Raw genomic sequence first — 14,160 nt, 5'->3', positions numbered from 1 at the left:
CAACTATTTATTGTATCTGTGGGTGAATCCTTGCAAAAAACCCGGCCAAAAAATCTTAACGCGGGCAGATTTCGCTTTCGGTGAAGAAGTAAGCGATTTCACGCTGTGCTGATTCAACAGCATCAGAACCGTGCACGGCGTTAGCGGTAAAGCTGTCAGCGAAGTCAGCACGCAGAGTACCGGCCAGAGCGTTGTCTGGGTTAGTTGCACCCATGATGTCACGGTTGCGCTGAACGGCATTTTCGCCTTCCAGAACCTGAACCATGATTGGGCCAGAGGTCATGAACTCAACCAGACCGTCGAAGAAAGGACGGCCTTTATGTTCAGCGTAGAAACCTTCAGCCTGCTCTTTGGTCAGTTTCAGCATTTTAGACGCGATGATCGTGAAACCAGCACGTTCAAAACGCGCGTAGATTGCGCCGATGTCGTTGTTAGCTACGGAGTTTGGCTTGATGATGGAAAAAGTACGTTGAATAGTCATGTAAAACCTCTGGCTGACTCTTATAGGTAGGGCCGGTTAAATTAATGTTATACCTGCCGTAAAATGGCGCAAATTATAGGGGGCGAAGTTAAGATTGCCTACCGGAATCACAACATTTCGTTAAATAAATGTGTCAACAAGTGAAAAGGAGCCAGTGGCCCCTTTGTTACTATGACGTCACCTAATCAGGCTTTGCCAGACGACGGAATAATATTGCGCAGCCAGCTTCCCCACTTCCGCTGATAGAACGGCTGGGTATGACTGATCAGGTAGTGACTGATGCCGCGCTCTTTCTCGGAGACGATGCAGAAATCTACCGGCTGATCGTCCGGCGAGGTTTCGCTGGCGACATTGCCCGCTTCACGGATCAGGGCATCTACCTCAGCTTCGGTTCCGTCTGCCTCTACGCCTACCAGCAGGTTGGGTAATTCATCGGCGGCCTTATCGTGGATCAATGCCAGGAATGCCCTGCGCACCGGTTTCTTCTGGCTAAACAGCGTGGTCAGGGCATCGATCATCGCTGAAGGATACTCCGGCGGCGGGCCGATCATCAGCTGACTCTCTTTATCCAGCACCAGTTCCGCAGGCGCATTTAGCCCACCATTGCTGAGCAGCAGGGTGACTTCGCTCGGCATGAACTCTTTACCATATTCAGATTTAGGATTGAGGAACAACTCCTCACCCTGGGTCATTTCAAACAGAACCCTGGCAGGAAGCGCCACAAAAGCCTGCTCCTGCGGGCTCTCTCCGGCACTGGCGCGTTCCAGCACTTCCAGCGACGAGAACAGAGGGATAATCGACATTCCGTCCTGCTTTTCCCAATGCAGCAAATTCAGTTCGCTGCCAGCAGTGATCGCCACCTCACCGGCACCCTCTTCTTCCTGACCGGCATCACCCAACACATACACCGTCGCTTCAAGCAAAGCCTGATAGAACGCCGGGCGGTACGCAGCTTCCTTTACCGACAGACGCAGCAAGCGCTCAAGTTCATTTTCATTGTTAGCCGCGGCTGCCGCTGGCAGGTGATCGTGCGGGACACTCATGTTCTTTCACTCCGATAAAACGGGGCACTTTTCAGTGCCCCGTTGTGGTCTTTCTGTCATACAAAGAAATCTATTTAGCTTTCGCCAACAATAGGTTAGCAACAGTACGAACGCCTAAACCGGTCGCACCGGCAGACCACTGGTCAGCCGCACTTTTACGGTAGGTCGCAGAGCAGTCGATATGTAACCAGCCCTTTTTGTAGTTCTTAACAAAGTGGGACAGGAACGCCGCCGCCGTGCTTGCGCCAGCAGTGTGCGCCGGGCCTGCAATGTTATTCAGGTCCGCAAAGTTGGACGGCAGATGCGTGCGGTGGAACTCTTCCAGCGGTAAGCGCCAGAAAGGTTCGTGCTCGGCTTTAGCGCTGTTTTGTAATTCAGCTGCCAGTTCATCGTCAAAGCTGAACAACGCGTGATACTCACCACCCAGTGCGGTTTTGGCCGCACCGGTCAGGGTTGCCGCATCGATGAGCAGCTCCGGGTTTTGCTCAGAGGCATCGATCAGGCCATCAGCCAGCACCAGACGGCCTTCGGCGTCGGTGTTCATCACTTCCACGCTTTTGCCGTTACGGTAGCGAATGATGTCGCCCAGTTTCAGCGCATTGCCGCTGACCATGTTGTCCGCGCAGCACAGATAGAGCTTCACACGTTTGGTGAGGCCGTTGGCTGCCGCCAGCGCCAGAGCACCGGTCAGGGTGGCTGCGCCGCCCATGTCGGCTTTCATGGAGTCCATACCCGCGCTCGGCTTCAGGCTATAGCCACCGGTATCAAAGGTGATGCCTTTACCCACCAGGCAGGCGTAAACCGGTTCGTCAGCGTTGCCGCTTGGGTTGTAGTCCAGTGCCAATAGTACCGGTGAGCGGTCAGAACCACGGCCCACGATGTGCAGACCGGCATAATTTTGCTGACGCAGGTCATCGCCTTTGGTAATGCGATAATTCACGTGACCATTGCCGAATTCGCACATCAAATCCACGGCGCGGGTGGCCAGTTGCTCCGGCCCTAACTCTTCGGCCGGAAGGTTGATGGTGTCACGAACCCAGTCGATAATTTTCAGGCGCTGCTGCAGGGTTTGAGTATCTTCGGCTGACAGTTCAGCCCACTCAACGTTGCGGCTGCCTTTTGGCCCGCGGAAGCCCTGCCAGAATGCCCAGCTGTTTTCCAGATCCCAGCCATCACCGGCCAGTTTTACGTTTTTCACACCCTGACCGTCGATACGGCGTGCTGCACGGGCAATCGCTGTCAGCGCATCGCCAGCGGTCAGGTGGATAGTCATGCCTTCTGCATTCGTGCTTAGCGTGGCTTTCTCGCCCCAGCGCGCGTCGGCAGACTGGGAAGAGATGAAAATGGACATGGCTTCATTGGTGGTAACTTCGGAACTCATAACTGCACTCCTGCTTGTTTTTATTCTCAATGAAAGTTCTATCTTCAATGGCAGGCTTTACGCCCTGACGTTCTGTAACGTTTTATCCAATTTTGTTAAGAAGAAAAAACTGGCGGTAATTCGCGTAACCGACTGACGGATTTCACAATCAGTTCAACAGCATAGTCTATCTCTTCTGCCGTTGTGAAACGTCCTAACGAGAAACGGATAGAACTATGGGCCAACTCTTCAGTCAGGCCCAAAGCGCGTAAGACATAGGACGGTTCAAGACTGGCGGAGGTACAGGCCGAACCGGACGACACCGCCAGATCTTTCAGCGCCATAATCAGCGATTCACCTTCAACACCGGCGAAACTGACATTCAGAATATTGGGGGCTGCATGTTTTGGCGAGCCATTGAGATGAACGTCTCTTAAGCGTTGGATACCATGCCACAAGCGATCGCGTAATGCATGCAGGCGCTGTGCTTCTTCGGCCATCTCTTCTTTCGCAATGCGAAATGCTTCTCCCATGCCGACAATCTGATGCACCGGCAATGTCCCTGAACGCATGCCGCGCTCATGCCCGCCGCCGTGAATTTGTGCTTCGATGCGAACTTTGGGTTTACGGCGAACGTATAAGCCACCGATACCTTTCGGGCCATAGATTTTATGCGCGGAAAAAGACATCAGATCCACAGCCAGTTCACTCAGATCCACCGGCACTTTACCCACACTTTGCGTGGCGTCCACATGAAAAATAACACCACGACTGCGGCACAATTCACCGATGGCGGCAATATCCTGAATCACACCGATCTCATTATTCACGTGCATGATTGAGACCAAAATGGTGTCATCACGCAACGCAGCCTCAACGGCAACCGGAGGAATAAAACCGTCCCGGTTCGGTGCCAGATAGGTCACGTCGAAACCTTCACTTTCCAATTGACGGCAGGTGTCCAGCACCGCTTTATGTTCAGTCTGACTGGTAATGATGTGCTTACCCTTTTCGCGGCACGCGTGCGCAGCGCCTTTAATCGCCAGATTATCCGACTCGGTTGCGCCCGAAGTGAACACCACTTCGCGCGGATCGGCGTTGATCAGTTCGGCAATCTGGTTACGGGCCACATCCACGGCCTCTTCCGCCTGCCAGCCAAAGCGATGCGAACGGGAAGCCGGATTACCGAAAATACCGTCCAAAGTGAGACACTGCATCATGACCTGCGCAACCCGCGGATCAGCAGGCGTAGTGGCAGAATAATCCAGATAGATAGGTAGTTTCATGGCGGGCAGACTCCGTACTGCGCATTGGGGACGAAAAAGTGAAAAACGGGGTGTACAAGTGCTCACCTGACCGATCATAAAACCCGCCAAGTATGGGTGTCATTATTACTCATATCTCTCCATTCCGCCTGCAGAATTAAAGACATGCTTGCAAAAAACAACCCAGATTGAAAGGGCGCACAGGGCAATTCCCCCAAGAATAAGATATGCGAAACTCCATGACGTGTGGCTGACAATTGCGCCAGCCACAGCAGGACTGAGTGAAGCACCCAGCCCTTGCAATAACATCACGATGCCCAGCGCTGCGTTGATATGTCCCGTGCCATTAAACAGCGAAGCTATAAGTCCAGGAACGGCCACACCCAGAATACCAGCTGCAATACCGTCCAGCGCCTGTACAGGGAATAAAACGAACTCATTGTTCCAAAAAGACGCAATAGCAGCACGCAACGGCAACGCGATGAGTGCAATTACGATCAGCTTTCCATAGCCATACTGAGAAGCATATCGCGCAGTCAGCAATGCTACGGGGATCATGACCGCCTGCGAAATAACCACCGTTAGCGCGGTATATGTGCCCGGCGTGAACATTGAGCCAGAGATTGAGGAGGCTACCCGCATGCTCAACATTGGCAGCTGTGCCGCATTTGCCAGGTGGAAAAGAAGCAGAGTCAACCCCACTACGGCTAGTTCAGGTCGTTTTAGCAACACAAAAAAAGAGACAGATACTACAGGGCCTTCGCGTATTTCAATACCCCGGGCCACATTATGGTCTATATCGTTTTTGTTAATCGCGGATATACACAGGATGGTGCACACGGCCATAGCGGTCATGAGTAAAAATACGGATCCAACCCCCCAAATCCAGCATGTTAAAGCTGCCAGCAGTGCAACCGCCATGTTGCCGCTATGGTTAAAGGCTTCATTTTTGCCCATTTGTCCCAAAAAGTCTTTCTGGCCGGTAATGCCTAAAGTTATTCCAGCAATAGCTGGTGCGACGATAGCTGCCGATAAACCTGTAATAATTTGCGATAAAATCACAACGGTGGACGTCGGGAAATACCAGAGTGCAAGTGTACTCAAAGTAATCAGCACCGATGAGACCATAATTAGCAGACGTTTATAACGCGTGGAATCGACAATCATTCCTGCAGGAAAAGTGGCCAACAATCCAGCCAGACCGCCCAACGTCATCACAAGACCAATCTGATCAGCCTGCCAGCGATGGGATATCAGAAATATTCCTAAAAAAGGCCCAATCCCGTCGCGGACATCGGCGATAAAAAAGTTGAGTAAACAGAGAACCTGCAGTGAACGTAATTTCATAAATGATCCCAGGCAATGAATATGCTCGTTACTCATTTTAAAAGGTGAAAATAAGGTATGTGCCTTAATGTATCGATTTCAGTCTACAACGCAAAACTGAAAAAAAGTACAGGCTGACAGTATCGTCTCCGAGTAAAAGGTCGCCGTAAAAAAGCCGTTAGCCCCGTCAACGACAGAAAATGTCGAAAGAGACGATGGAGAGAAGCTTTGCGGTTACGAAACAGCGCTGCTGACGCAGCTTTATTTTTTATTACTGTACAAAAAATAAGTCGAGCTGCAGCAAGGGGCAAGCTCGTCAATCCCTGGAAGCTTAGATAACTTAGCGACTGGGGTGAGCAAGCGCAGTCTGCAACTTAGAGTATGAAGGGGGTAACGGGAGAAAATATCGCGAGCGGTTTTCAGTCATTCAAAAAGAAGAACCCCACGAAAAGCGTGAGGTTCTTCAGCGCTCATAGGGCTGCTACTGGCAGCCCTATGAGCATTCTAAAAATGGTCAGTCTAAAGAGACTCAGGCTCTTAAATTAACGTTGATCGTTTCAAGCATGCGGCTGCTGGTCTGACGCCGTGGTTCACCGTTCTGGCGGTCGGCCACTTCCAGGATTTCCTGATTGTTGACCAGTTCACCCAGCGTAATATTGTTGAGGAAGCCGCTGATGCGCTCACTCAGATCACGCCACAGGGTGTGAGTCAGGCAACGTTCGCCATTCTGGCAGCCTTCTTTACCCTGGCAGCGGGTAGCGTCAACCGATTCGTCAACGGCAGTGATCACCGCACCAACGGCAATCTCACCGGCATCTTTACCCAGCAGATAACCACCACCCGGACCACGTACACTGGCGACCAGACCATTTTTACGCAAACGCGAAAACAGCTGTTCAAGGTAGGAAAGAGAGATGCCCTGGCGTTCGGAAATATCGGCTAAAGGCACCGGACCGTCCTGTGAATGCAGTGCCACGTCAAGCATAGCGGTTACGGCATAACGACCTTTGGATGTCAGTCTCATAGCATGGTTACCTGTTGATGAATACGATGGGGTAGAACATGCAAATGAGTCTGCCATTCCCGAGTAAAACAGTCAACTATTTAACCTAGTAATTTACTCAAGTATTATTTATGGCCTTTATCGATAGGGATCCCTTTATCTATCGAGGTCAAAATGCCCCGCAGGATGTTCAACTCCTGAGATTCAGGACGCGCACGGGTGAACAAACGGCGCAGTTTACTCATCACCTGCCCCGGATGCGCCTGACGAATAAAGCCGGTTTGCAGCAGGGTTTGTTCAAGATGCTGATAGAAGCGCTCGAGGTCATCCACCCGTGGATAAGCTTCCTCTTCTTCCATCTGAACGGCCGGTTTGTCTGCTTCGAGCAAAGCCAGATGCGCGACGCGTACTTCATAAGCAATAATTTGCACGGCCATCGCCAGATTCAGCGAGCTATATTCTGGATTAGCCGGAATACAGACATGGTAATTACATTTTTGCAGCTCTTCGTTGGTCAGACCGACACGTTCGCGACCAAACACCAGAGCGACCGGCGCGGTTTCAGCGGTTTGTGCGCTTTTCTCACCGCATTCACGCGGATCGAGCATTGGCCACGGCAGCGTGCGTGAACGTGCACTGGTACCGACCACCAGACTACAACCGGCCAGCGCTTCGTCGAGCGTATCAACGATTTTCGCATTGCCGATAACATCACTGGCGCCAGCGGACAAAGAGATGGCCTGGGAGTCAGGCTTAACCAGCGGGTTAACCAGATAAAGGTTAGATAAGCCCATGGTTTTCATGGCACGGGCGGTCGACCCCATGTTTCCCGTGTGGGAGGTTTCAACCAAAACGATGCGGATATTGTGCAGCATAGAGACTCTGAGCGTAGCGGAAAATCACAACAGCTTAACACAACGGTAGTCAACTTTACGAACCCCTGCTATACTGCGCGCCGTTTCCCGTATTCCCGTTCTTTAACATCCTAGTTGGAAGATATCCATGCATCCGATGCTCACCATCGCCGTGCGCGCTGCGCGCAAGGCCGGTAACCTGATTGCCAAACATTACGAAACGCCTGATTCTGTCGAAGTCACTCAGAAAGGCACCAATGATTTTGTTACTAACGTTGATCGTGATGCAGAGCATCTGATTATTGACGTTATTCGTAAGTCCTACCCTAAGCACACCATCATCAGTGAAGAGTGTGGCGAGCTGGCAGGCGAAGACAACGATGTACAATGGATTATTGACCCACTGGATGGCACTACCAACTTCGTTAAACGTCTCCCTCATTTTGCTGTTTCTATCGCCGTGCGCATCAAAGGCCGCACTGAAGTGGCGGTAGTTTACGATCCAATGCGTAACGAACTGTTCACCGCCAGCCGCGGTCAGGGCGCACAGCTCAACGGTTACCGTCTGCGCGGCACCGCAGCGAAAGATCTGGACGGCACCATTCTGGCGACCGGCTTCCCGTTCAAAGTGAAACAACACGCAAACAGCTACATGAATATCCTCGGCAAACTGTTTGGCCAATGCGCTGACTTTCGCCGTACTGGCTCTGCTGCGCTGGATCTGGCCTACGTGGCTGCAGGCCGCGTTGATGGTTTCTTCGAAATCGGCCTGAAACCTTGGGATTTCGCGGGTGGCGAACTGCTGGTTCGTGAATCTGGCGGCGTAGTGACCGACTTTGTTGGCGGCCACAACCATTACACTTCTGGCAACGTGGTTGCCGGTAACCCGCGCGTAGTGAAAGGTATTTTGACCACCATGCGCGATGAACTGAGTGAAGCCCTGAAGCGTTAGTCTGCGTTATGCCACTCAGCAATCTAAAACGGATGCCAAAGCATCCGTTTTTTTATACCTGAAATCCGGCCACTATCCTTGACCGAAGGGGCCAATTCCCCCGCCGACTGACACAGCGCTGGCATTGTACAACAGCACCCCGGCCAACAGCAGGATCACCCCACCCGCCAGCGCCACTGCTGACCACGCCACAGTTTGCCACGCAGCTGGCGTTCGTTTCGCACCAAGCTTTACCGCTATCGCCCGGCTATAAAACACCAGCAAACCGATCATCGATACCGTGATCGATGTCCCAAGCGCCATCATCAGCGCCGAAAGCACGCCCCAGAAATAGACACCAATCACCTTGGAAAACAGCAATACCATGATGGCCCCGGAACAGGGCCGCAGCCCCATCGCCAGAACAATAGTCGCCTGCGTACGCCAGTCACTGCCGGTCTGAAGCTGCCGATCGGTGGGAAGATGCTGATGCCCGCAGCCACAGTGGTCGTCATGAACATGGTTTTCATCCAACGGCCGCAGACGATGAATATGTAAACCTGCCTGCTGCCTGAGACGTTTCAGGGTGCTGTAACAGCGTCGGATAGCGCGCCAGCAGAGCAAAACACCAAGCAGCATCACCAGAATGAAACTGCCCCTCTCCAGCCAGAAACTGCTTTCGTGCAGTTGGCGAGAAGACAGCTGAAGCACACCCAGCATCACCGTGACTAATAATACCGCCACCAACCCCTGCACCAACGCGGAGGCAAACGTCAGTTTCAGGCTATTTTTCAATCGGGAAGGATGGGTAGCCAGATAGGTGGTGATGACAATTTTGCCATGCCCCGGCCCAACGGCGTGGACGATACCGTAAATCAGACTAAAGCCCATCAGCGTCAGACCGGCCTGGTGCGGGCTGGCTTTCACCCGCTGTAAAAGCGTTGCCAGTTCCTGGTGTAAATCGCGCTGCCAGATAATACTGTCGAGTAAAATGCGCGGCCAGTATTGCCAAAACAATGCACCGCCTATGGCCAGCAGCAGCAAAAACAGCAGTAGCGGCCAGACATCCCAGGCCCAATGACGGCGATGTTCAATTATATTCAATGACATTGTACGGTGACCTTTTGCGCAAACTGCTGGCCAAGATCCATTTCTTCGGGCGGCGCATTGGCCTTATCCAGCGACAGCGCATAGCTTTGCAGTGAGGCATCCGGCTTAGGGGTAAATAAACTCAGCGTGCAGGATTGCGCCACTTCAGGCGGCAGATGCAGCGCACTCTGATCTTTATAGGTCATATCCACGAAGTAACTCGGATCGAACGTAGAGAAAACCATCGGCTTCCCGCTTAACGGCTGCGGCACGGCCAGCGGCATTACAAATTCCAGCACCGCCTGATCGCCTTTACGTGACAGCTTATATTCACTGGGTAGATCCAGGTATTTAACCGGTTTACCGTCGCGATAAAAATCCGTGAAATAGTGCTGACTGAGCACGCGGGCCATCACTTCGGCGGCCAGTTTTTTCCAGATATCGGAATCAGCGTTGGCTTTATGCGCGTCATACAGCAAGTCAGCGGAAGTGATCACATCCATCGTCCAGACCATTTTCAGGCCGGTCAGTTGGTGCTGTTGAATCACCAGCGTGGTTTGCATATCAATAAAGCTGTGCGGGTGTGCCGAAACGGACACCGGCAATGCCAGAAAGCTGCTCAGCAGCAATATATTACTGCTGATATAACGCCGGTTTCTGGCGTAAAAAGAGGTCTTTTCCATGGTTAAGGCCCGTAAAATCAATCACACATCACATTTCATTGTTATAACGTAACAGCTTTTTATTAACCGTTTAAGCAATCGAAAGAAATATCTGTGATCTGAGTTGTAAGCCGGTGTAAAACCCTGAACTCTCACCCGATGCGCAACCGGTGATTTGCTATGCTTAACGTATAATTTCATTTTGAATGGTAACGGATAATTCTATGAGCCTGGACACTAACCCCGTGCCTGAGCTCTCCGGTCAACAACGACGCTGTCATGTTCTGTTGATGCTGTATGCGCCATTATCGGCGGTGCAACTGGAGACGATCGGCCGAATCAACGGCACTGATCTCCCGACAACCCGGCAAGATATTGCCGAGGTCACCCGCGAGATCCAGCGCTTACATCATCTTGATATTCTCCCGTATGGCGAAGATGCCTGTCATTTACAGGGAAAATTGCTGGATCAGCGGTTGTGTCTGTTCAACGGATTGCGCCGCACCCTGCGCACGTCTCCCTGGTTTATCGCCGACCATTTCACTCCCTGGCTGCATCGGGCAATGCGGCCGCACTCCTTTGCTGACAACAGTTTTCGCCAGCAGCAGTTAACGACATTAATTGTGCAATGTGCCATACAACTTGGGCGTGAATTTAGCGAACGCGATCGAGAATTTCTGCGTATCTATCTACAATATTGCCTTTGGCAGAACGCCGAGCAATCCAACTCCCCCTTCGGCCCCATTCAGTTTGATGCTCTGCAATGCCAGTGGTTGCGCGAGAAGCCGGAATACACCGCTGCCAGTATGCTGTTCAGTCAATTGCAGCAACTCAGTGCGGGTTTACTGGCTGAGGGTGAGCGTGACTTTTTCACCCTGCTGCTCAGATTGCTGAAAAATCACAGCTATCACAGTTCAGGCTCAGATGAAGATCGGCGACTGATACACCAGGTTGAGCAGGTGGTGGCCAGCTTTCAGGATGTTGCCGGAATGAAATTCAGCAGCGACGAAGGATTAATCCGTCAGTTGTTTGCCCATCTTGGCCCGGCCATTGAACGCTGCCATTTTTCCATCGGCATCGACAGTTCACTGCAAGATGAAGTGACCCGTATGTATCCGCGGCTGGTGCGCACCACGCGCAGGGCGCTGGAGAGTTTTCAACAGGAGTATCACATTCGTCTTTCAGAAGAGGAGATTGGTCTGGTGGCGGTGACTTTTGGCGCGTGGCTGATGCAGGGCAATGCACTGCAGGAGAAACAGATTTTGCTGTTGACCCACCATAACCCGCAACTGGAAGAGGCGGTCGAGCAGCAAATCCGTGAGGCGACATTACTGCCGCTTAATATTGAATATCAAACGCTGGTGGAGTTCCAGCAGCATGGCGCACCGGACGGCGTTGCAATGATCGTTACACCTTACGCCACCAAGATAACCGACGCCGATCCATTGGTGATCCACACTCAGCTTCCTCTGACAAAAGAGCAGCGAAAACGTATCCGCTCGCTGCTCGAAGCCCCTTAAGCCGACGCAGTCGGCGTCACTTTTGGTCGCAGGAAAATAGCCGGAATCGCCAGTGCTGCCATCACGAAGAATAACCCTGCGTGCAAATATTCAAACAAAAAGCCCGACACCATGGTCATTACCGCAATACCCCCTCCCATCGCCAGTGCCGAATAGACCGACTGCAAACGGATCACCTGATCCCTTGGTCGTGACGCGATAAACCGCATACCCGCCAGATGGCAAACGGTGAAAGTACCGCAATGCAGGATCTGAATCAGAATCAGCCATGGCAGTTCAATGAAGGCTCCCATCAGCGCCCAACGCACCACGCCGCAGCAGGCCGACAGCAATAACAGATCGCGCGCTGACCAGCGGCGGAAGAGCTGATTACTGAAGGTAAATACCAGCACTTCCGCTACGACACCCAGTGACCATAAGTAGCCCACCACTGACGCCGAATACCCCTGATCCTGCCAATAAATGGCACTGAATCCGTAATAAGCCGCGTGTGCACCTTGTAATAAAGTGACGCACAACAGAAAGCGCCACACCGGGGTTTCACTGAGCAGAGCTTTCCATGAGACGGTCGGCGCATTGCTTTCGCGCTTCTCGCCCACCGGTTTCACGCTCGGGCGCAGCAACATGCCGAGTAGCATCGCCGCCACGGCGACGGTCAGCGAATACAGAATCGCGTTGTGACCGTACACTGAGACAAGCTTACCGGTGAGGGCGGAGCCAATCACGAAGGCGATCGAACCCCAGACGCGGACTTTGCCATAGTCCATATTGATTTGCCGTTGCAACGTACCTGATAAAGCATCCGTTAGCGGAACCAGCGGGCCGAAGAACAGGCTGAAGCCCGCGATGTTGATCATCAGCCACGCCCAACTGTTGCCGAACCAATAACCGACGGCAAAGACCAGGGTCAGTAGCGCCAGAATGCGCAGGCCTGTGACTAAATGTGCGGGATCTTTGATGGCGGGGGAAATAATCAAGGTACCGAGGAAGCGTGAAACCAGACCGGCCCCCAACAACAAACCAATGCTTTCAGAAGAGATGCCCTCACCTTTAAGCCACACGCCAAAGAAAGGCAGGAAAATACCGTAACTGAAAAAATAGGTGAAATAGCTAAGTGCCAGCCAATAGGTTGAACGCAATACCATAATTCCTCCGGTTTGAGGGCAATACTTTGACAGAGGTCACACTGGCTAGCAATCGGCGGTGATGTTTCGAAGGAAAGAATGCAAAGCAGCTCACAGTTATGGCGTCATTCCAAAAAAAACCCGCTTTCGCGGGTTTTGTCGGTTCGAAAAAAACGTTTTAACTGACGCGATTAGGCATAAACCGGGAAGCGCTCGCAGATATCGAGAACTTTCTGCTTAATGCGTTCGATAGTCGCTTCATCGTTAACGTTGTCGAGAACATCGCAGATCCACCCAGCCAGTTCACGGACTTCCGCTTCTTTGAAACCACGGCGGGTCACAGCCGGAGTACCGATACGCACACCAGAGGTCACGAAAGCGCTTTTCGGATCGTTTGGCACGCTGTTTTTGTTAACGGTAATATTGGCGCGGCCAAGGGCGGCATCCGCTTCTTTACCGGTCAGGTTTTTATCCACCAGATCCATCAGGAACAGATGGTTATGCGTGCCACCGGAAACGACTTTGTAGCCACGTTCCAACACCACGGCGACCATTGCCTTGGCGTTGTTAGCCACTTGTTGCTGGTAAACTTTAAACTCAGGTTCCATCGCTTCTTTCAGCGCGACCGCTTTACCGGCAATCACGTGCATCAGCGGGCCGCCCTGACCACCAGGGAATACGGCTGAGTTGAGTTTTTTGTAGAACTCTTCGCTACCGCCTTTCGCCAGAATCAAACCACCGCGCGGTCCGGCCAGAGTTTTATGCGTGGTAGTGGTAACGATGTGGGCGTGTGGCACCGGGTTCGGATAAACACCCGCAGCAATCAGACCTGCAACGTGCGCCATATCGACGAAGAAGTAAGCGCCAACGCTGTCAGCGATTTCGCGCATTTTTGCCCAGTCAACGATACCGGAGAAAGCCGAGAAACCACCGATGATCATTTTTGGCTGGTGAAGTTCAGCCTGGCGTTTCACATCGTCGTAATCGATGTCACCGCTTTCGTTAATGCCATAAGGCACTACGTTGTACAGTTTACCGGACAGGTTGACCGGTGAACCGTGAGTCAAGTGGCCGCCATGACCGAGGTTCATCCCCAGAATGGTGTCACCCGGTTGCAGCAGTGCGGTATAGACCGCGAAGTTAGCCTGCGAGCCAGAGTGCGGCTGAACGTTGGCAAAATCTGCACCAAATAGCTCTTTTGCACGATCGATAGCCAGTTGCTCTACGATATCAACATACTCGCAGCCGCCGTAATAGCGTTTGCCCGGATAACCTTCGGCATATTTGTTGGTCAGTTGAGAGCCCTGAGCCTGCATAACACGCGGGCTGGTGTAGTTTTCTGAAGCAATCAGCTCGATATGTTCTTCCTGACGAACCACTTCCTTTTCCATTGCTGCCCACAGCTCAGCATCATAATCGGCAATGTTCATTTCACGCTTTAACATCTGCATCTCCTGACTCAACAAACTAAAGATTAAATGCCCCTTCCGGGTTCTGCGCCA

13 protein-coding genes are annotated in these 14,160 nt (G+C 52.2%); 2 read left to right on the top strand and 11 right to left on the bottom strand.

The features are described from left to right. Window positions 1-55: 55 nt before the first annotated feature. From ndk to trmJ, 7 genes are all read right to left on the bottom strand, one after another. On the bottom strand, window positions 56-481 hold the full coding sequence (gene ndk / locus ACMV8I_RS18430; protein ID WP_140470980.1) for a nucleoside-diphosphate kinase: 426 nt from the start codon (window positions 479-481) through the stop codon (window positions 56-58). A 185-nt stretch (window positions 482-666) separates the two neighbouring features. After that, the gene (gene sseB, locus ACMV8I_RS18425) at window positions 667-1,524 is read right to left on the bottom strand and encodes an enhanced serine sensitivity protein SseB (RefSeq protein ID WP_498866644.1); all 858 of its coding nucleotides are present in this window, start codon (window positions 1,522-1,524) and stop codon (window positions 667-669) included. Window positions 1,525-1,594: 70 nt separating this feature from the next. Further along, on the bottom strand, window positions 1,595-2,905 hold the full coding sequence (gene pepB / locus ACMV8I_RS18420; protein ID WP_498866643.1) for an aminopeptidase PepB: 1,311 nt from the start codon (window positions 2,903-2,905) through the stop codon (window positions 1,595-1,597). Between the two features lie 95 nt (window positions 2,906-3,000). Beyond that, window positions 3,001-4,170 (bottom strand): IscS subfamily cysteine desulfurase, encoded by a 1,170-nt coding sequence (locus ACMV8I_RS18415; protein WP_498866642.1) that lies wholly within the window; start codon window positions 4,168-4,170, stop codon window positions 3,001-3,003. A 105-nt stretch (window positions 4,171-4,275) separates the two neighbouring features. Then, window positions 4,276-5,496 carry an MFS transporter gene (locus tag ACMV8I_RS18410; protein WP_498866641.1) on the bottom strand — a complete coding sequence of 407 codons (1,221 nt, stop codon included), beginning with the start codon at window positions 5,494-5,496 and terminating at the stop codon, window positions 4,276-4,278. A gap of 508 nt (window positions 5,497-6,004) precedes the next feature. Beyond that, window positions 6,005-6,499: a Fe-S cluster assembly transcriptional regulator IscR gene (iscR, locus tag ACMV8I_RS18405; RefSeq protein ID WP_498866640.1), complete on the bottom strand. Its 495-nt coding sequence runs from the start codon at window positions 6,497-6,499 to the stop codon at window positions 6,005-6,007. 104 nt (window positions 6,500-6,603) lie between these two features. After that, the gene (gene trmJ / locus ACMV8I_RS18400; RefSeq protein ID WP_498866639.1) at window positions 6,604-7,353 is read right to left on the bottom strand and encodes a tRNA (cytosine(32)/uridine(32)-2'-O)-methyltransferase TrmJ; all 750 of its coding nucleotides are present in this window, start codon (window positions 7,351-7,353) and stop codon (window positions 6,604-6,606) included. A gap of 127 nt (window positions 7,354-7,480) precedes the next feature. Between trmJ and suhB the strand changes: the two genes are divergently transcribed. Further along, window positions 7,481-8,284: an inositol-1-monophosphatase gene (gene suhB / locus ACMV8I_RS18395; protein ID WP_498866638.1), complete on the top strand. Its 804-nt coding sequence runs from the start codon at window positions 7,481-7,483 to the stop codon at window positions 8,282-8,284. A gap of 72 nt (window positions 8,285-8,356) precedes the next feature. Here suhB and ACMV8I_RS18390 read toward each other — a convergent pair whose 3' ends face one another. Both ACMV8I_RS18390 and ACMV8I_RS18385 read right to left on the bottom strand, forming a co-directional pair. Then, window positions 8,357-9,373 carry a nickel/cobalt transporter gene (locus ACMV8I_RS18390; RefSeq protein WP_498866637.1) on the bottom strand — a complete coding sequence of 339 codons (1,017 nt, stop codon included), beginning with the start codon at window positions 9,371-9,373 and terminating at the stop codon, window positions 8,357-8,359. Next, a complete protein-coding gene (locus ACMV8I_RS18385; protein WP_498866636.1) occupies window positions 9,364-10,035 on the bottom strand; it encodes a DUF1007 family protein in 672 nt (223 codons plus the stop codon). The genes ACMV8I_RS18390 and ACMV8I_RS18385 overlap by 10 nt, the downstream gene beginning before the upstream one ends. A gap of 203 nt (window positions 10,036-10,238) precedes the next feature. Between ACMV8I_RS18385 and csiE the strand changes: the two genes are divergently transcribed. Then, window positions 10,239-11,534, top strand: coding sequence for a stationary phase inducible protein CsiE (gene csiE, locus ACMV8I_RS18380; protein ID WP_498866635.1), 1,296 nt, complete (start codon window positions 10,239-10,241; stop codon window positions 11,532-11,534). Here the strand turns inward: csiE and ACMV8I_RS18375 are convergent. Continuing rightward, window positions 11,531-12,679: a 3-phenylpropionate MFS transporter gene (locus ACMV8I_RS18375; protein WP_498866634.1), complete on the bottom strand. Its 1,149-nt coding sequence runs from the start codon at window positions 12,677-12,679 to the stop codon at window positions 11,531-11,533. The two genes, csiE and ACMV8I_RS18375, sit on opposite strands and share 4 nt — an antisense overlap. Window positions 12,680-12,849: 170 nt before the next feature. Then, the gene (gene glyA, locus ACMV8I_RS18370; RefSeq protein WP_498866633.1) at window positions 12,850-14,103 is read right to left on the bottom strand and encodes a serine hydroxymethyltransferase; all 1,254 of its coding nucleotides are present in this window, start codon (window positions 14,101-14,103) and stop codon (window positions 12,850-12,852) included. Between the last annotated feature and the right edge of the window lie 57 nt (window positions 14,104-14,160).

Origin of the sequence: Ewingella sp. S1.OA.A_B6 (assembly GCF_049889095.1) — a bacterium.
GTDB lineage: Bacteria > Pseudomonadota > Gammaproteobacteria > Enterobacterales > Enterobacteriaceae > Ewingella.
The sequence above is the reverse complement of the archived record's forward strand: the minus strand, read 5'-3'. Positions and strand labels throughout refer to the sequence as shown.

Bases quoted from the DNA above. Each gene is read 5' to 3' on its own strand.
- ndk (WP_140470980.1), bottom strand. From the start codon at position 481: ATGACTATTCAACGTACTTTTTCCATCATCAAGCCAAACTCCGTAGCT.
- sseB (WP_498866644.1), bottom strand. From the start codon at position 1,524: ATGAGTGTCCCGCACGATCACCTGCCAGCGGCAGCCGCGGCTAACAAT.
- pepB (WP_498866643.1), bottom strand. From the start codon at position 2,905: ATGAGTTCCGAAGTTACCACCAATGAAGCCATGTCCATTTTCATCTCT.
- ACMV8I_RS18415 (WP_498866642.1), bottom strand. From the start codon at position 4,170: ATGAAACTACCTATCTATCTGGATTATTCTGCCACTACGCCTGCTGAT.
- ACMV8I_RS18410 (WP_498866641.1), bottom strand. From the start codon at position 5,496: ATGAAATTACGTTCACTGCAGGTTCTCTGTTTACTCAACTTTTTTATC.
- iscR (WP_498866640.1), bottom strand. From the start codon at position 6,499: ATGAGACTGACATCCAAAGGTCGTTATGCCGTAACCGCTATGCTTGAC.
- trmJ (WP_498866639.1), bottom strand. From the start codon at position 7,353: ATGCTGCACAATATCCGCATCGTTTTGGTTGAAACCTCCCACACGGGA.
- suhB (WP_498866638.1), top strand. From the start codon at position 7,481: ATGCATCCGATGCTCACCATCGCCGTGCGCGCTGCGCGCAAGGCCGGT.
- ACMV8I_RS18390 (WP_498866637.1), bottom strand. From the start codon at position 9,373: ATGTCATTGAATATAATTGAACATCGCCGTCATTGGGCCTGGGATGTC.
- ACMV8I_RS18385 (WP_498866636.1), bottom strand. From the start codon at position 10,035: ATGGAAAAGACCTCTTTTTACGCCAGAAACCGGCGTTATATCAGCAGT.
- csiE (WP_498866635.1), top strand. From the start codon at position 10,239: ATGAGCCTGGACACTAACCCCGTGCCTGAGCTCTCCGGTCAACAACGA.
- ACMV8I_RS18375 (WP_498866634.1), bottom strand. From the start codon at position 12,679: ATGGTATTGCGTTCAACCTATTGGCTGGCACTTAGCTATTTCACCTAT.
- glyA (WP_498866633.1), bottom strand. From the start codon at position 14,103: ATGTTAAAGCGTGAAATGAACATTGCCGATTATGATGCTGAGCTGTGG.